The 15,551-nt window shown below is 68.5% G+C and carries 17 protein-coding genes; 15 read left to right on the top strand and 2 right to left on the bottom strand.

Annotated features, from left to right (window positions below; all coding sequences use genetic code 11):
- The first annotated feature begins 331 nt into the window (after window positions 1-331).
- Window positions 332-1,897, top strand: coding sequence for a 4-coumarate--CoA ligase family protein (locus tag SK803_RS30400; protein WP_319969575.1), 1,566 nt, complete (start codon window positions 332-334; stop codon window positions 1,895-1,897).
- Between the two features lie 86 nt (window positions 1,898-1,983).
- Here the strand turns inward: SK803_RS30400 and SK803_RS30395 are convergent, their stop codons facing one another.
- Complete coding sequence (locus SK803_RS30395; protein ID WP_319969574.1) at window positions 1,984-2,109, bottom strand: hypothetical protein; 126 nt, start codon at window positions 2,107-2,109, stop codon at window positions 1,984-1,986.
- A gap of 62 nt (window positions 2,110-2,171) precedes the next feature.
- Here SK803_RS30395 and SK803_RS30390 point away from each other — a divergent pair, with 62 nt between their 5' ends.
- The 13 genes from SK803_RS30390 to SK803_RS30330 all read left to right on the top strand — a co-directional run bounded on the left by SK803_RS30390 (window position 2,172) and on the right by SK803_RS30330 (window position 13,460).
- Entirely contained in the window at window positions 2,172-2,918 is a 747-nt protein-coding gene (locus tag SK803_RS30390) for a phosphoglyceromutase (protein ID WP_319969573.1), read from the top strand.
- 198 nt (window positions 2,919-3,116) lie between these two features.
- Window positions 3,117-4,286, top strand: coding sequence for a sensor histidine kinase (locus SK803_RS30385; RefSeq protein ID WP_319969572.1), 1,170 nt, complete (start codon window positions 3,117-3,119; stop codon window positions 4,284-4,286).
- Window positions 4,283-4,963: a response regulator transcription factor gene (locus SK803_RS30380; RefSeq protein WP_030477953.1), complete on the top strand. Its 681-nt coding sequence runs from the start codon at window positions 4,283-4,285 to the stop codon at window positions 4,961-4,963. Before SK803_RS30385 ends, SK803_RS30380 begins: the two co-directional genes overlap by 4 nt.
- A 27-nt stretch (window positions 4,964-4,990) precedes the next feature.
- Window positions 4,991-5,971 (top strand): Ppx/GppA phosphatase family protein, encoded by a 981-nt coding sequence (locus tag SK803_RS30375; RefSeq protein ID WP_319969571.1) that lies wholly within the window; start codon window positions 4,991-4,993, stop codon window positions 5,969-5,971.
- Window positions 5,971-7,218 (top strand): hypothetical protein, encoded by a 1,248-nt coding sequence (locus SK803_RS30370; protein ID WP_319969570.1) that lies wholly within the window; start codon window positions 5,971-5,973, stop codon window positions 7,216-7,218. Before SK803_RS30375 ends, SK803_RS30370 begins: the two co-directional genes overlap by 1 nt.
- The gene (locus SK803_RS30365; RefSeq protein WP_319969569.1) at window positions 7,215-8,060 is read left to right on the top strand and encodes a sugar phosphate isomerase/epimerase family protein; all 846 of its coding nucleotides are present in this window, start codon (window positions 7,215-7,217) and stop codon (window positions 8,058-8,060) included. Before SK803_RS30370 ends, SK803_RS30365 begins: the two co-directional genes overlap by 4 nt.
- Window positions 8,061-8,112: 52 nt before the next feature.
- Window positions 8,113-9,009: a proline dehydrogenase family protein gene (locus SK803_RS30360; RefSeq protein ID WP_319969568.1), complete on the top strand. Its 897-nt coding sequence runs from the start codon at window positions 8,113-8,115 to the stop codon at window positions 9,007-9,009.
- The gene (locus SK803_RS30355; protein WP_319969567.1) at window positions 9,006-9,788 is read left to right on the top strand and encodes a thioesterase family protein; all 783 of its coding nucleotides are present in this window, start codon (window positions 9,006-9,008) and stop codon (window positions 9,786-9,788) included. The genes SK803_RS30360 and SK803_RS30355 overlap by 4 nt, the downstream gene beginning before the upstream one ends.
- Before the next feature lie 10 nt (window positions 9,789-9,798).
- On the top strand, window positions 9,799-10,608 hold the full coding sequence (gene proC / locus SK803_RS30350) for a pyrroline-5-carboxylate reductase (protein WP_319969566.1): 810 nt from the start codon (window positions 9,799-9,801) through the stop codon (window positions 10,606-10,608).
- Between the two features lie 129 nt (window positions 10,609-10,737).
- Complete coding sequence (locus SK803_RS30345) at window positions 10,738-10,950, top strand: helix-turn-helix domain-containing protein (RefSeq protein WP_030477960.1); 213 nt, start codon at window positions 10,738-10,740, stop codon at window positions 10,948-10,950.
- 120 nt (window positions 10,951-11,070) lie between these two features.
- A complete protein-coding gene (locus SK803_RS30340; RefSeq protein WP_015105422.1) occupies window positions 11,071-11,172 on the top strand; it encodes a 30S ribosomal protein bS22 in 102 nt (33 codons plus the stop codon).
- Between the two features lie 274 nt (window positions 11,173-11,446).
- Window positions 11,447-12,484, top strand: coding sequence for an NAD-dependent epimerase/dehydratase family protein (locus tag SK803_RS30335; RefSeq protein WP_319969565.1), 1,038 nt, complete (start codon window positions 11,447-11,449; stop codon window positions 12,482-12,484).
- 16 nt (window positions 12,485-12,500) lie between these two features.
- Entirely contained in the window at window positions 12,501-13,460 is a 960-nt protein-coding gene (locus SK803_RS30330) for a lysophospholipid acyltransferase family protein (RefSeq protein ID WP_319969564.1), read from the top strand.
- Here SK803_RS30330 and SK803_RS30325 read toward each other — a convergent pair.
- A complete protein-coding gene (locus SK803_RS30325; protein ID WP_319969563.1) occupies window positions 13,429-14,706 on the bottom strand; it encodes an isocitrate lyase/PEP mutase family protein in 1,278 nt (425 codons plus the stop codon). The genes SK803_RS30330 and SK803_RS30325 overlap by 32 nt on opposite strands.
- Before the next feature lie 56 nt (window positions 14,707-14,762).
- On the opposite strand from SK803_RS30325, the gene SK803_RS30320 reads away from it, so the two are divergent.
- A complete protein-coding gene (locus SK803_RS30320; protein ID WP_406601607.1) occupies window positions 14,763-15,455 on the top strand; it encodes an ArsR/SmtB family transcription factor in 693 nt (230 codons plus the stop codon).
- Window positions 15,456-15,551 lie beyond the last annotated feature (96 nt).

Below are 15,551 nucleotides of genomic sequence, written 5' to 3'. Positions count from 1 at the left end.
AGCCGTCCCGCGTCAAAGGTCCCCGCTGCATGGATCCGTGGACGGGGGGTGCCTGCGGATCCCAAGCGGGCCACGCGATTCGACGGGGGATGACGAACCGCGCAAGGTGCCTCGCGCTCGTCGAGTAAGCGTGGGAGCCGACTCGCGGAGGCGGTATCAACTTGTCAGATACATCATTGCGTTCACAAGTGCTTGTATTACTCCATTCGAGTGTATTTAGACGTGCTAAGTAACGCATCTGTAGCGATTGAGCAGTCCTTGACCTGCTCAGTGGCCTGGCTCACGATGACCCCCACAGGCTGGGTGTACAGCGAGTGAATGAGGTCGCCGCATGGTCTTTCGCAGTCCGTTCCCCGATGTCGAGATCCCTGATGTGTCGCTGCACGAGCTGTTGTTCGGCGACATCGCCGACCGGGCGGACCGGGTTGCGCTGATCGACGGCATGTCCGGCGCCTCGATCACGTACGGCCAACTCGCCGGCATGATCGACCGCATGGCCGCCGCACTGGCCGCGCGCGGCATCGGCAAGGGCGACGTGGTCGGCATCCTCAGCCCGAACACGCCCTACTACGCCGTCGTGTTCCACGGCATCCTGCGTGCGGGCGCCACGGCGACCACGATCAACGCGCTCTACACGGCCGACGACGTCGCGCACCAGCTGCACGACGCCGGCGCGAAGATGCTGTTCACGGTGTCCGTGCTGTTGCCCAACGCCGCACCCGGTGCCGCGAAGGCCGGCGTGACCGACGTAGTGGTGCTCGACGGCGCCGAGGGCTACCCGTCGTTGCCCGAACTGCTGGCGAACGACCACCCGGTGCCGTCGGTCGAGATCAACCCGGCCGAGGACATCGCGGTGCTGCCGTACTCGTCCGGCACGACCGCGCTGCCCAAGGGCGTCATGCTGACGCACCGCAATTTGGTCGCGAATCTCGTGCAATGCGGCCCGATTCTTTCGGATGTCGGCCCGCACACCCGAATTCTTGCTGTATTGCCGTTCTTCCACATCTACGGCATGCAGGTGCTGATGAACAACGGCCTGTACATCGGCGGTGTCGTCGTGACGCTGCCGAAGTTCGAGCTGCCCGAGTTCCTCCGCGTCATCGCCGAACACAAGACCGACCGCGTCTACATCGCCCCGCCGGTGGCCGTCGCCCTGGCCAAGCACCCGATCGTCGACAACTACGACCTGTCCGCGATGTCCACGCTGTTCTCGGGCGCCGCACCGCTGGACGTGGAACTCGCCGCCGCGGTCCGCAAGCGCCTCGGCTGCCGCGTCTCCCAGGGCTACGGCATGACCGAGATGTCCCCGGTCAGCCACGCGATCCCGGACGACCGCGACGACATCTCGGTGGGCACGGTCGGCGTGATCATCCCGAACCTCGAATGCCGCCTGGTGGACCCGGCCACGGGCGAGGACGTCGGCGTCGGCGAACGCGGCGAACTGTGGTGCAAGGGCCCGAACATCATGAAGGGCTACCTCAACAACCCCGACGCCACCGCCGCCACCATCGACGACGAGGGCTGGCTGCACACCGGCGACGTGGCCGTGATCGACGCGGACGGCATCGTCTCGATCGTCGACCGCGTCAAGGAACTCATCAAGTACAAGGGCTACCAGGTCCCACCGGCCGAACTCGAAGCCGTGCTCCTCACCCACCCCGAGATCGCCGACGCGGCGGTCATCGGCGTGCGCGACGCGGAAGGCGAGGAGGTCCCGAAGGCCTTCGTGGTCCGGCAGCCCGACTCGGCGATCGACGCCGACGCCGTGATGGCGTTCGTGGCCGAGAACGTGTCGCCGCACAAGAAGGTCCGCGCGGTGGAGTTCATCGAGGCGATCCCGAAGTCGGCCGCGGGCAAGATCCTGCGCAAGGACCTCAGGGCTCGCGAACAGGCCTGAGCTGCAGTGCTGACGAGGCCCCGGCAGGATGCTGCCGGGGCCTCTCGGCTTCTCGGGGAAGTGTCGCACTTCATGGTGTGGTCTTCTCAGGTCATCAGCGGCGCCAGGCAGTTGGCGCGCATCGCCCGCTCGCCCTCGTCGGAGATCCGCCGCATGTCCGCATGGCGGCTGGCCTTCAGCTGGAGATCCACGTCTGCACCGACGAGTGCCATGGCGTGGATCACGGTGACCTGCCGGGGTACGGCGGGAGGGTCGGCATGGCAGGCTAGCTGCCATGTCTGTCGGAACCTTGGTGCTGCTCCGCCACGGCGAGAGCACGTGGAACGCGGAGAACCTGTTCACCGGCTGGGTGGACGTTCCCTTGTCGGAGAAGGGCGAGCGGGAGGCCCGCCGCGGCGGTCAGCTGCTGCGCGAAGCAGGTGTGCTGCCGGAGATCCTGCACACGTCGCTGTTGCGCCGGGCGATCATGACCGCGAACCTGGCGCTCGACGCCGCCGACCGGCACTGGATCCCGGTCAAGCGCGACTGGCGCCTCAACGAGCGGCACTACGGCGCGTTGCAGGGCAAGAACAAGAAGCAGACGCTGGAGGAGTTCGGCGAGGAGCAGTTCATGCTCTGGCGCCGGTCCTATGACACCCCGCCGCCGCCCATCGAGCCCGGCAGCGAGTACTCCCAGGACACCGACCCGCGCTACGCGGACCTCGGCCCCGACCTGCCGCTGACCGAGTGCCTGCTGGACGTCGTCAAGCGCATGCTCCCGTACTGGGACGAGGCGATCGTGCCGGACCTGCGCACCGGCAAGACGGTCCTCGTGGCCGCGCACGGCAACTCGCTGCGCGCGCTCGTGAAGCACCTCGACGGCATCTCGGACGAGGCCATCGCGGGGCTGAACATCCCGACCGGCATCCCGCTGCGCTACGACCTCGACGAGGACCTGAAGCCGCTCAAGCCGGGTGGCGAATACCTCGACCCGGACGCCGCCAAGGACGCCATCGCGGCGGTGGCGAACCAGGGTCGCTGACCACATTTCGGGAAATGCACGCGGGTACCGCTCTGCGGTGCGCGCGTGCATTTTTTGTGGTCCGTCCGTCCTAAGGACACGGTTGGGTGAACGACGCCTGACCAGGGGAGAAACAACCTCGTCCAAAGGTGTCATAGGCGTCACGGTTCATGCCTGTGTACTAGGCCAGGACACCTGGCAGCTGCTTACCATTCGCCCGTGACCACAACGGGTTACCTCGCTGTGTCGATCGGCGTCGCGCTCATCGGCGTGATCGCCGGTTTCCTCGTTGGCCGATTCACCGCTCCGCGCACACCGAAGGCCCCCGAGGGCTTGACGGTCGCGGACCTGATGCAGCGGATCGTCGAGGACTCCCACGACGGCATCGTGGTGCTGAACCACTTCGGTGACGTCGTGCTGCACAACCCGAGGGCAGAAGAGCTGGGCGTCGTCCGCAACAACCGGGTCGACGACCGCGCACGCAAGGCAGCAGAGGCCGTCCGCAACAGCAACGAGGTCGTCTACGTCGACATCTCGCCGCCGGAGGGGACCAAGGGCCGTCAGCCGGCGGCGGTGCACGCCGAGGTCCGGTTGCTCACCGAGGGCTTCACGGTGGTCGACGCGAGCGACGAGTCCGAGGCGGTGCGGCTGGAGAAGACCCGGCGCGACTTCGTGGCGAACGTCAGCCACGAGCTCAAGACCCCGGTCGGCGCGCTCGCGTTGCTGGCGGAGGCCGTGCTGGACGCGAGCGACGACCAGGACGAGGTCCGCCGGTTCAGCGCGAAGATCATGCAGGAGGCCACCCGCCTCGGCGTGCTGGTCACCGAGCTGATCGCGCTGTCCCGCCTGCAGGGCGCGGAGAAGCTGCCGGAGCTGTCCGACACCGAGATCGACGTCGTGATCAACGAGGCGCTGTCGCGGTCCAAGCTCGCCGCCGAGTCCGTCAACATCTCGATCACCACCGACGAACCGAGCGGGTTCGTCGTGCCGGGTGACAGGTCGTTGCTGGTCACGGCGTTGACGAACCTGCTGGACAACGCCGTCGCGTACTCGCCTCCCGGCAGCCCGGTGAGCGTGAGCCGCAGACTGGTGGACGGGCACGTCGAGATCGCCGTGACCGACCGCGGCATCGGCATCGCCGAGGACCAGCAGAAACGAGTTTTCGAGCGGTTCTACCGCGTCGACAAGGCTCGGTCGCGCGCGACCGGAGGCACCGGTCTCGGGCTCGCGATCGTCAAGCACGTCGCCGCCAACCACGGCGGCGAGGTGAAGCTGTGGAGCCTGCCAGGAACGGGGTCCACCTTCACGCTGCGGCTTCCGGCCGCGGCAACCGAACCCAACCCGACCCTCGTCCCCACCGGCGCGGGCGACACTGGAGGAGAGCTGTGACCAGGGTGCTCATCGTGGAGGACGAGGAGTCCTTCGCCGATCCGCTCGCCTTCCTGCTGCGCAAGGAAGGGTTCACCGCCGCGCTCGCGGCCACCGGCCAGGAGGCGCTCGAGGAGTTCGACCGCAACGGCGCCGACATCGTGCTGCTCGACCTGATGCTGCCCGGGATGAGCGGCACGGACGTCTGCAAGCAGCTGCGCCAGCGCTCCGCCGTCCCCGTGATCATGGTGACCGCGCGCGACAGCGAGATCGACAAGGTCGTCGGCCTGGAACTGGGCGCGGACGACTACGTCACCAAGCCGTACTCGGCCCGCGAGCTCATCGCCCGCATCCGCGCGGTGCTGCGCCGCGGCGGCGAGTCCGAGGACCTGCTGCCGCAGATCCTGGAGGCCGGCCCGGTGCGGATGGACGTGGAACGCCACGTCGTCACCGTCGCCGGTCAGGACATCAGCCTGCCGCTCAAGGAGTTCGACCTCCTCGAGTACCTGCTGCGCAACGTCGGTCGCGTGCTCACCCGCGGTCAGTTGATCGACCGGGTGTGGGGCGCGGACTACGTGGGCGACACGAAGACGCTGGACGTGCACGTCAAGCGGCTGCGTTCGAAGATCGAACCCGACCCGTCGGCTCCCCGTCACCTCGTTACGGTCAGGGGTCTGGGTTACAAGTTCGAGTCCTGACGGACACGACCAGGTACCGTTTCCCGCGTGCGCCTGGGCGTTCTCGACGTGGGGTCCAACACCGTCCACCTACTGGTGGTGGACGCGCATCGTGGTGCCCACCCCATCCCGATGACGTCCGAGAAGACGATCCTTCGTCTCGCAGAGCAGCTCGACGAGAAGGGTCAGCTCCGCAAAACGGGTGCTGACCAGCTCGTTCGTGCCGTGGCCGCCGCGAAGGCGTCGGCCAAGCGGTCCGGCTGCGACGACCTGATGGCGTTCGCGACCTCGGCGGTGCGCGAGGCGGGCAACTCGGCGGAGGTGCTCGACCGGGTGCGCACCGAGACGGGGGTCGAGCTCAAGGTCCTGTCCGGCGAGGACGAGGCGAAGTACACCTTCCTCGCGGTCCGCCGCTGGTACGGCTGGTCCGCGGGCAAGCTGCTGAGCCTCGACATCGGTGGCGGCTCGCTGGAGCTCGCCATCGGCCGTGACGAGAACCCGGACCTGGCCTTCTCCGTGCCGCTGGGCGCGGGCAGGCTCACCAGGACCCGGTTCAAGAAGGACCCGCCCCGGCGCTCGGAGGTCCGCGAGACCACCGACTGGCTCGCCGAACAGCTCGCGCCCGTGGCGCGGAAGCTGAAACGCGCGGGTGAACCCGATCGAGTGGTTGCAACCTCAAAAACTTTCCGAACGCTGGCGCGGCTCACCGGGGCCGCGCCATCGTCTGCCGGGCCCAGGGCGCGCCGGGTTCTCACCGACGCCGGCCTGCGGCAGCTGATCGCGTTCATTTCCCGGATGTCGGCCAGCGACCTCGCAGAGCTGGAAGGCGTGAGCACCTCACGCGCCCATCAGCTCGTCGCGGGCGCGTTGGTCGCGGAGGCAACAATGCGAGCCCTGTCACTCACGCAGCTGGAGATTTGCCCCTGGGCACTCCGGGAGGGTGTCATCCTCCGGCGGCTGGACCACACTGATGGGACGGATCAGAGCGATACTGGACGGACTGGCCAGACCGGGGCACGGTGGAGTTGATGAGTCGAGAGAGCGGATCGGACCAGACGCAGCGCACTGTCGCTGAGCTGCTCGCCCAGTACGGGGGCAGCGCAGAGAGTGCGCCACGTCGGCGACGCCGCCGGGCGGCTGATGACGAGGACGACGTCCAGCAGCCGGAGACCGCGCCCCAGACGATCATCGAGCGGGTGCTGTCCGACAGCGGCCGGCTGATGGCCATCCGCGACGACGACCAGCCCCAGCCGGGCCGTCGCGCGGCACCCGAACCCCCGGCGCCGCCCGCCGCCGAGCGCACCGCGTACCAGCCGAAACCGCCGGTAGCTCCGCCCGCCGGGCCGCCGCAGGTCCGCAGACCCGCGCCTCCCGCTCCGCCGGTCGTGCCGCCGCCCGTCGCCGCCGCCGAGCAGACCAGGCAGGTGCCGCAGGTCCGCGACCAGCCGTCGCGCTCCGACATGCCGCGTCCCGAGGCCGTACGTCCCGAGGCACCGTCGCGCTCGGACATGCCCCGTCCGGACGTGAGCTCGCGCCTGGACGCGGGTGCCCCGCCGGCCCCGTCGCGCACGAACATCGCCCGGCCGCCCAAGCCGGGACCGCCTCCCGTGCCGAAGCCCGTCGTGCCGGGCCCGCCGCGCGAGGCGATGACCGAGCAGCTCCCGCGCATCCCGGCCAAGGCGCCGGTGGACCAGATCGCCGCACTCGAGACCGAGTCCGTGCTGATCGTGCCGCCCGCCCCGCCGAGGTTGCCGGAACCGCTGCCGAACAACCAGCCGGACGCCTGGTTCTCCGACGAGGAGATGGCCGCCCAGACCGACCTGGCCATGGCGCCGATGGAGTCGACCGCGGCGCACCCCGCCCCGTACGTGGACGACGACTCGCAGGAGTACGCCGTCTACCGCGCCGAGGACGACTATCTCGCGGACGACGAGGTGGAGGACGACGGTCCTGCCGGTCTCGACGACGCCGAAGAAGTCACCGACGAAGAGCCGGAAGACGCCGGCCAGCGCTCGCCCGCCAAGGAATGGCTGATCATGATCGGCCAGCTCGCCGTCGGCGTGCTCGGCGGCGCGGCCCTGTGGCTCGCGTTCAACTTCCTGTGGCGCTCAGTACCCGCCGCCGCACTCGTGGTGGCGCTTGCGGTTACCGTGGGTCTGGTGTTGCTAGTTCGCAAGATCCGCCGAGCAGACGATCTGCAGACCACCGTCCTGGCCGTGCTCGTGGGCCTCATCGTGACCGTCTCACCAGCGGCGATGCTGCTGGTGAAGAATTGACCACCCGCATCCCGGTCGGGCTCTCCACGGCGTCGGTCTACCCGCAGCCCGCCGGAGCGGCCTTCGAGATGGCCTCCGACCTGGGATACGACGGCGTCGAGCTGATGGTGTGGGCCGACCCGGTGTCGCAGGACATCAGGGCCGTCGACCGCCTGTCGTCCCGATCGGGCATGCCGGTCCTCGCCGTGCACGCCCCCTGCCTGCTGATCTCGCAACGGGTGTGGTCCCCTGACCCGGTCGAACGCCTGCGCAAGTCGGTGCAGGCCGCTGCCGACCTCGGGGCACCGACCGTCGTGCTGCACCCGCCGTTCCGCTGGCAGCGCAAGTACGCGGACGGGTTCGCCGACCTCGTCTCGTCGCTGGAGGACGAGAGCGGAATCGCCATCGCGGTCGAGAACATGTTCCCGGTGCGGCGTCCGCTGGGGCGGGGCCGGTCGGTGCAGATGACCGCGTTCAAGCCTTCGATCGACCCCACCGACGTGGGACATCGCAACTACACGCTGGACCTGTCGCACTCAGCGGCCGCGCACATGGACGCGCTGGAACTGGCCAAGCGGATGGGCGACGGGCTGCGGCACATCCACCTCGCGGACGGGTCCGGGGCGCCCAAGGACGAGCACATGGTCCCCGGCCGCGGGACACAGCCCTGTGCCGAGCTGTGCGAGCTGCTGGCTCGGGGCGGGTTCGACGGGCAGGTCGTGCTGGAGGTCAACACACGTCGTGCGGCGTCGCCTGCCGCTCGCCGGGAGATGCTCGCGGAGTCGTTGCTGTTCGCGCGGCTGCACCTGGAGTTCCCGACCGAGGGTGGAGCGGGGAAGGGCCGTTCGTCGCTGTCGCACTGATGTCGCGGTGGCCAGACACCGGTAACTCGACTGGCGAGTTAGGGTTCGGGGTGTGAACCCGCTGCGAGCGTTGATCATGGCTGCGTCTCGCAACGAGACCGTCCGCCACCTCGTCGCCAGCGCGCCGATCAGCCGCGACGTCGTGAAGCGGTTCGTGGCGGGCGAGACCACGCAGGACGCCGTAGACGTCGTGCGCGGTCTTGGTCTGCCGGTGACGCTGGACTACCTCGGCGAGGACACCACGGACAAGGCGCAGGCCGAGAAGATCGTGCAGGCGTACCTGGAGTTGCTCGACGCGCTGCACGCCGCCGGGCTGGCCAGGGACGCCGAGGTCAGCGTGAAGCTCTCGGCGGTGGGGCAGAACCTCGACGAGGCACTCGCCCTGACGAATGCCAGCCGGATCTGTGCGGCGGCCGAGCAGTGCGGCACGACGGTCACGCTCGACATGGAAGATCACACCACCACGGATTCGACGCTGCGGATCCTGCTGGAGCTGCGACGCACCTGGCCGTGGGTGGGGGCGGTCCTGCAGACCTACCTGCACCGGACGCTGGACGACTGCAAGGCGCTGGCCGGGCCCGGATCACGGGTCAGGCTGGTCAAGGGCGCCTACGCGGAGCCGGCCGAGGTTGCGATTCAGGATCCGCACGAGGTGGACTTGAACTACGTGCGGTGCCTGAACGTTCTCCTCGCAGGAGAGGGTTACCCGATGTTCGCCACGCACGATCCCCGGTTGATCGAAATCATTGGCGAACGGGCCCGCTGGTATGACAAAACTGAGTTCGAGTACCAGATGCTCTACGGCATCCGGCCGGAAGAGCAGAGGCGTCTTGGCACTCGTGTTTACGTCCCCTATGGCGAGCAGTGGTACGGATATCTCATGCGGCGACTAGCGGAACGGCCTGCCAACGTGACTTTCTTCTTGCGGTCGCTGGCCAGCCGCTCATGACCTTCACCAAGTCCAGTGCGGTCCGGTCGCTCGGTGACGGAACCTTCACCGCGTCCCTGCCCGCCGAGTGGACCGTCGGTCCCAAACCCCACGGCGGGTTCCTGCTCGCGGTGATGACGCGGGCGGCCGCCCACGTCGCCGAGGGCGATCCGCTGGCCGTGTCCGCCCAGTTCCTGCGGGCGCCGGAGGTCGGTCCGGTGCTGGTCAGGACCGAGGTGCGCAAGGCGGGGCGGACGGCAACGGTCATCGCGGTGACCTTGGAACAGCGCGGTCAGGTGTGCGTCGAGGCGACGGTGACGACGGGGCGGATCCCCGACCACCGGGCCGACTACGTGAACCTGCCGGCGATCCCGGCCGCGCCGCCGCCCGGTTCGGTGGAGCTGGCGACGTTCCCCACCGGTGGGGTCTACAAGGTCGGCAGCCTCTGCGACCTGCGGATCGACCGGGAGTCGGCCACGTTCCTCGACCGGCGCACGGACGGGCCGCTGACCCTGAAGCTGTGGGCGCGGCCGATCGACGAGCAGCCGGACCCGTACTTCGCGTTGCTCGCGGGCGATCTGTCGATGCCGGTGACGTTCAACCTCGGCCGCTTCGGGTGGTCGCCGACGGTGCAGCTGACCGCGTTGCTGCGGGCCCGGCCGGCGCCGGGGTGGCTGCGCATCCACGTCACCTGTCAGGCGGTGCACGGCCAGTGGTTCGACGAGGACGCCACGGTGATCGACTCAGCCGGCCGGCTGGTGTGTCAGGCACGGCAGTTGGCGTTGACGCCTGCTGTGTGAGACTTGACCGATGACGAAGATCGCGGTGCTCGGCGCGGGCAAGATCGGTGAGGCGCTGCTGTCCGGGCTTCTGCAGGGTGGCCGTTCGGCCGCCGATCTGATGTTCACCGAGAAGCACGAGGCCCGTGCGCGCTCGCTCACCGAGCAGTACGGGTTCGAGGCGGTGGACGTCGCCGGCGCCGCTGCCAAGGCCGACGTGTTGGTCGTCGCGGTCAAGCCGCAGGACATCGAGCCGTTGCTCACGGAGCTGAAGCCGGTGCTGCGCGCGGGCACGCTCATCGTGTCGCTGTGCGCAGGCCTGCCGACGTCCCTGTACGAACGCAGGCTGCCCGCGGGCACGCCGGTCGTGCGGGTCATGCCGAACACCCCGATGGTCGTCGGCGAGGCCATGAGCGCGGTGTCCGGCGGCTCCAACGCCACGCCTGAGCACCTCAAGGTCGTCGAGGAGCTCCTCTCGACCGTGGGCAAGGTCGCAGTGGTGCCGGAGTCGCAGCAGGACGCGGTGACGGCCCTGTCCGGCTCCGGCCCCGCCTACTTCTTCTTCCTGGTCGAGGCGATGATCGACGCGGGCATCCTGCTCGGCATCCCGCGCGACCTGGCCTCGACGCTGATCATCCAGTCGGCGGTGGGCGCCGCGACGATGCTGGCCGAGGGCACGAGCCACCCGGTCATCCTGCGCGAGGCGGTCACCTCGCCCGCGGGAACGACGATCATGGCGATCCGCGAGCTGGAGAAGCACGGCGTCCGTGCGGCCCTGCTCGCCGCCATCGAATCGGCGCGTGACCGCTCGGTCGAGCTGGGCCGTCAGCACGAAGACTGACCAGGATTGACTGGGTTGGACGTCGCAGGAGTCACACCAGTCCCGCTACTCTCAGAGGCAGCACGTGCGTGTCGAACCGTCGGTGGGGAAGACCGACGGCACGACACGTGTCTAAGGATGCGGTGATTTATGCCTGCGAAGGAGAACGAACGAACAGGTCTCGCTCAGGTCCAGTTCCTGACCGTGGCCGAAGTGGCCTCGATGATGCGGGTCTCGAAGATGACCGTGTACCGGCTGGTGCACTCCGGCGAGCTGCCCGCTGTGCGGGTGGGAAAGTCGTTCCGGGTGCCTGAAAAAGCGGTGCACGCCTACCTCGAGAACGCGTACTTCGACGCTGGCTGAAGGCTGGCGAACCCCAGCGGGTAGACTGGTAGGCCGATCGTGCTTACCGGCGCGCCGTGCTTGACACGGCCAAGGCTGGGGCGCGCCAGTCAAAGCAACGTCTAGAGCTAAGGAACCCGCATGGGCTCGGTCATCAAGAAGCGCCGCAAGCGCATGTCGAAGAAGAAGCACCGCAAGCTGCTGCGCAAGACCAGGGTCCAGCGCAGGAAGCGCGGCAAGTAAGCCCCGCATGCGCTTTTACCGCCGCCGGTCCCCTCACAGGGATCGGCGGCGGTTGCGTTTCCGGACCTGTCGGTGACCTGGCCGGGTGCTTGCGCCGACACGGAATATCACCCAGTGAGACGAGCGGCGGGAAACACGGGAACGGTCGCCGCCGATCGGGTGATTAGCCGGTAAAGGCTGCGTGACCTGCGTCAAGACGGCGTTCCGGCCCCCTCCGGTTTCACATCTGGTCTGTAGCATCGACCAATCGCAACGCCCTTCTGCTTGGAGTCGCATGACGCCCAAGGTCGTCCTCGTCACCGGAGTCAGCCGCTTCCTCGGCGGCCACCTCGCCGCACGCTTCGCCGCGAACCCGGACATCGAGCGCGTGCTCGGTGTGGACACCGAGCCGCCGCCACGTGACCTCCTGCGCCGCATGGGCAGGGCGGAGTTCGTGCGGGCGGACATCCGCAACCCGTTGATCAGCAAGGTCATCTCCACCGCGAACGTGGACACGGTCGTCCACGCCTCCGTCACCGCCAACCCGGCCGGCCCCACCGGTCGCACGGCGATGAAGGAGATGAACGTCATCGGGACCATGCAGCTGCTGGCCGCGTGCCAGAAGTCGCCGAAGGTCCAGAAGCTCGTCGTGAAGTCCACGAGCGCCGTGTACGGGTCGTCGTCGCGCGACCCCGCGGTGTTCACCGAGGACATGGGCCCCAAGGACCTGCCGTCGTCCGGCTACGCCAAGGACGCGGTCGAGGTCGAGGGGTACGTCCGCGGGTTCGGCCGCCGCAGGCCGGACGTGAACGTCACCACGCTGCGCTTCACGAACTTCATCGGGCCGCGCATCGACACCGTGCTGACCCGCTACTTCGCCCTACCGGTCGTGCCCACCGTCCTGGGCTACGACGCTCGTGTGCAGCTGCTGCACTCCGAGGACGCGCTGGCGGTCCTGGAGCGCGCGACGCTGCACGACCTGCCCGGTGTGTACAACGTGGGAGGCGACGGCGTGCTGCTGCTGTCGCAGGCCATCAGGCGGGCGGGCAGGCTGAACCTGCCGGTGCCCAGCATGGCCGTGCCCACGGTCGGCGGCTTCTTCCGGAGCGCCCGGCTCGTCGACTTCTCGCCGGACCAGATGAGGTTCCTCAACTGGGGCCGGGTGGTCGACACCACCGCGCTGAAGAAGGAGTTCGGGTTCACGCCGCGGTGGACCACGCAACAGGCCTTCGACGACTACGTGAGCGGCCGGGGTCTGAAGCCGCTCATCGATCCAGAGACGATTGCGTCGGCGGAACGGGGAATCCTCGACGCGGCCGCTCGTTTCCGCTGATCTTTGCCTTGAGGAGATGAACGCAGTGGCAGGAGCACGCGTTATCCCGCTGCACGACCCGGAGCGCGACGCCGCGCGCAGATCACGCCACGTCGAGGTGGTCCCCGAGCCGGCGCAGCAGCAGTCCGAGACACCGGACTGGGAACGCAGGCTGACCGACCTGCTGTCGTTCGCGCGCAGGCGGATCGCGGGCGACTACCAGATCGACGAGTTCGGCTTCGACCGCGACCTGACCGAGAACGTGCTGATGCCGCCGCTGAAGCCGTTGTACGAGAAGTGGTTCCGGGTCGAGACCATCGGCATGTCGAACATCCCGACGGCCGGTGGCGCGCTGATCGTGGCGAACCACTCCGGCACGTTGCCGCTCGACGCCCTGATGACGTCCTACGGCATCGCGAACGAGCACCCGGCCCAGCGCCACCTGCGCGGTCTCGGCGCGGACCTGGTGTTCCGCACCCCGGTGCTCGGCGCGCTCGCCCGCAAGGGCGGCCAGACGCTGGCGTGCAACCCGGACGCCGAGCGCCTGCTGTCGTCCGGTGAGCTCGTCGGCGTGTGGCCGGAGGGCTTCAAGGGCGTCGGCAAGCCGTTCAAGGACCGCTACAAGCTCCAGCGCTTCGGCCGCGGCGGCTTCGTGTCGGCCGCGTTGAAGACCGGCGTGCCGATCATCCCGTGCTCGATCGTCGGGGCCGAGGAGATCTACCCGATGATCGGCGACATCAAGGCGCTCGCCCGGCTGTTCGGCTTCCCGTACTTCCCGGTGACGCCGTTCTTCCCGCTGCTCGGCCCGCTGGGCGCCATCCCGCTGCCCTCGAAGTGGTACATCGAGTTCGGCGAGCCGATCCGCACCGACGTGTTCGGCGAGAACCCGGCCGACGACCCGATGCTGGTCTTCAACCTCACCGACCAGATCCGCGAGACGATCCAGCAGACCCTGTACCGCCTGCTCACCCAGCGTCGGAACGTGTTCCTGGGCTGATCAGGGCCTGTACCTCGGCGTAGCTGAACGCCGCGCCGGCGGGTTGGCCGTCGCGCACTGCTCGCGCGGTCGCGACGGTGTGGCGGAGGGCGGCCCGGAACAGCAGCGATCCGGTGCTGATGCGTTTGACGCCCAGGTCGCCCAGCTCTTTGGGTGTGCGTTGCTGGGCGAGCACGTTCAGCGGTGCGAGGCCCGCGAGCTTTTCGATGTCGTGAGGCTCGGTCACGCCTGGCACGAAGATCCCGTCTGCGCCGGCGTCGACGTACCGCTTGGCGCGGTCCCGGGTTTCGTCGATGGCTGTGCCCTGCCAGTGCGTGTCCACACGAGCGTTGACGAACACGCCTGGTGCGCGTCGTTTGACGGCTTCGATCAGCTTGGCCTGCTCCTCGGGTGCGGCCAGGCCGTGCGGCCTGCCGTCTTCCAGGTTGATGCCGGCGACTCCCAGTCCGGCCACTGTCTCGGCCAGTTCTTCCGGGGTGGCGCCGAATCCGGACTCCAGGTCCGCGGTGACCGGGCAGGGCAGGTCCGCCAGCAACCTGGCCAGTGCGATGGCCTGTGCTCCGGCCTGGCCCATGCCGTCCGGGATGCCGTGGGCTGCCGCCACGCCGAGGCTGGTGGTGCCGATGGCAGGGAAGCCTGCCGCGTGCAGGGCGGCTGCTGAGGTGTGATCCCAGGCGTTGGGGAGGACCAGGGGCTCGGTTTGGTGGTGGAGCGCGCGGAACGCCATGTTCTTGGCGATCTTCGTGGCGATCGTCCGGCCGGGGCAGGCGTGGGGGCCGTGGCCGAACGGGTGGTCGTCGAGGCTGACCTCGATCACGCCGGATTCGGTGGCCCGGCGGGTGATCGGGACGGGTGGGGCCGGGTTTGAGGTGCGGAGGTGGTCCGCGAGTTCGTGCGTGGCTGCCCAGGCTTGGACCAGGAGTCCGATTCGGGCTGCGGCTTCTTCGGTTTTGCCGGGGGCCAGGCGTTCTACAGCGGCGTCGGCCTCTGCGGTGATCTGCTCGTGTGGCTGGTAGGCCGGGGCGATTGTGGCGATGTCGGGCAGTGCGCCGGGCAGGTTCAGTGCTGCTGCCAGCTCGTCGAGCGTGGTGGCGGTGACGTTTTCGAGGAGCTTGGTGGTCAGCGCGCGCCTGCGGGTGTGGTCTGGGCCGTTGCTGAAGCGGACCACGTGGGCTCGTAGCCACGCGACTCCGGTTGCTCCGGCGGGCACCTGCGGGACGGGAAGGCTCAGCAGCTCTTCGGTCATGGGGTGACCGTATGGCGCTGACGTTTCGGTGGGGGCCGAAGTGTTCTGGTCGCAGAATGGGGTGTGTGGAGGGACTTGCTGTGGTTGCCGGGCTGCTTGCGGACAGGACGCGGGCGGCGTTCTGCTCGGCTTTGCTGGATGGTCGGGCGTGGACGGCCAACGAGTTGGCTGCGCATGCTCGGGTTGCTGCTTCTACCGCCAGTGAGCATTTGACTCGGTTGGTCGAGGGTGGGGTGCTGGTCGAGCATCGGCAGGGGCGGCATCGGTATGTGGCGTTGGCTGGGCCGCATGTTGCTGAGCTGTTGGAAACGATGGCGGCGTTTGCTGGGGCTGGGGCCGGGGCCGGGGTTGGGGCTGGGGCTGGGGGTGTGCCGCGGGGGTTGCGGGCGGTTTCTGCTTCGGAGGCGATGGTTCGGGGGCGGACCTGTTATGACCACTTGGCTGGGCGGCTTGGGGTTTCGTTGAGGTCTGGGCTGGTGGAGTTGGGGGTCTTGGCTGGGGAGTTGGCGGTTACCGAGTTTGGGATGGTGTGGTTGAAGGAGCTCGGGTTCGAGCCGTCTAAGCGGGCGGTCAGTCGGGCTTGTTTGGATTGGACTGAGCGGGTGCCGCATCTTGCTGGGGGTGCTGGGGCGCATCTTTGTTCGGTGTTTTTTGAGCGTGGGTGGGTTCGGAGGATTGGGACGTCTCGGGCGGTGGTTTTGACGGCTGCTGGGGAGGTTGGGTGGCGGGAGCTTGGGCTGGTTCCGTAGGTGGTCTTGTTGGCACCGTCGGGTCCGGTTTAGGGATTTCGGGGCTCCGCCCCGGACCCCGCCAATCTGATCAAGGACCTTGTCCACGCCGTGCGC

Origin of the sequence: Lentzea miocenica (genome assembly GCF_033949945.1) — a bacterium.
In the GTDB taxonomy this organism is placed as follows: domain Bacteria; phylum Actinomycetota; class Actinomycetes; order Mycobacteriales; family Pseudonocardiaceae; genus Lentzea; species Lentzea miocenica.
This window is presented reverse-complemented; position numbering and strand designations above follow the sequence as displayed.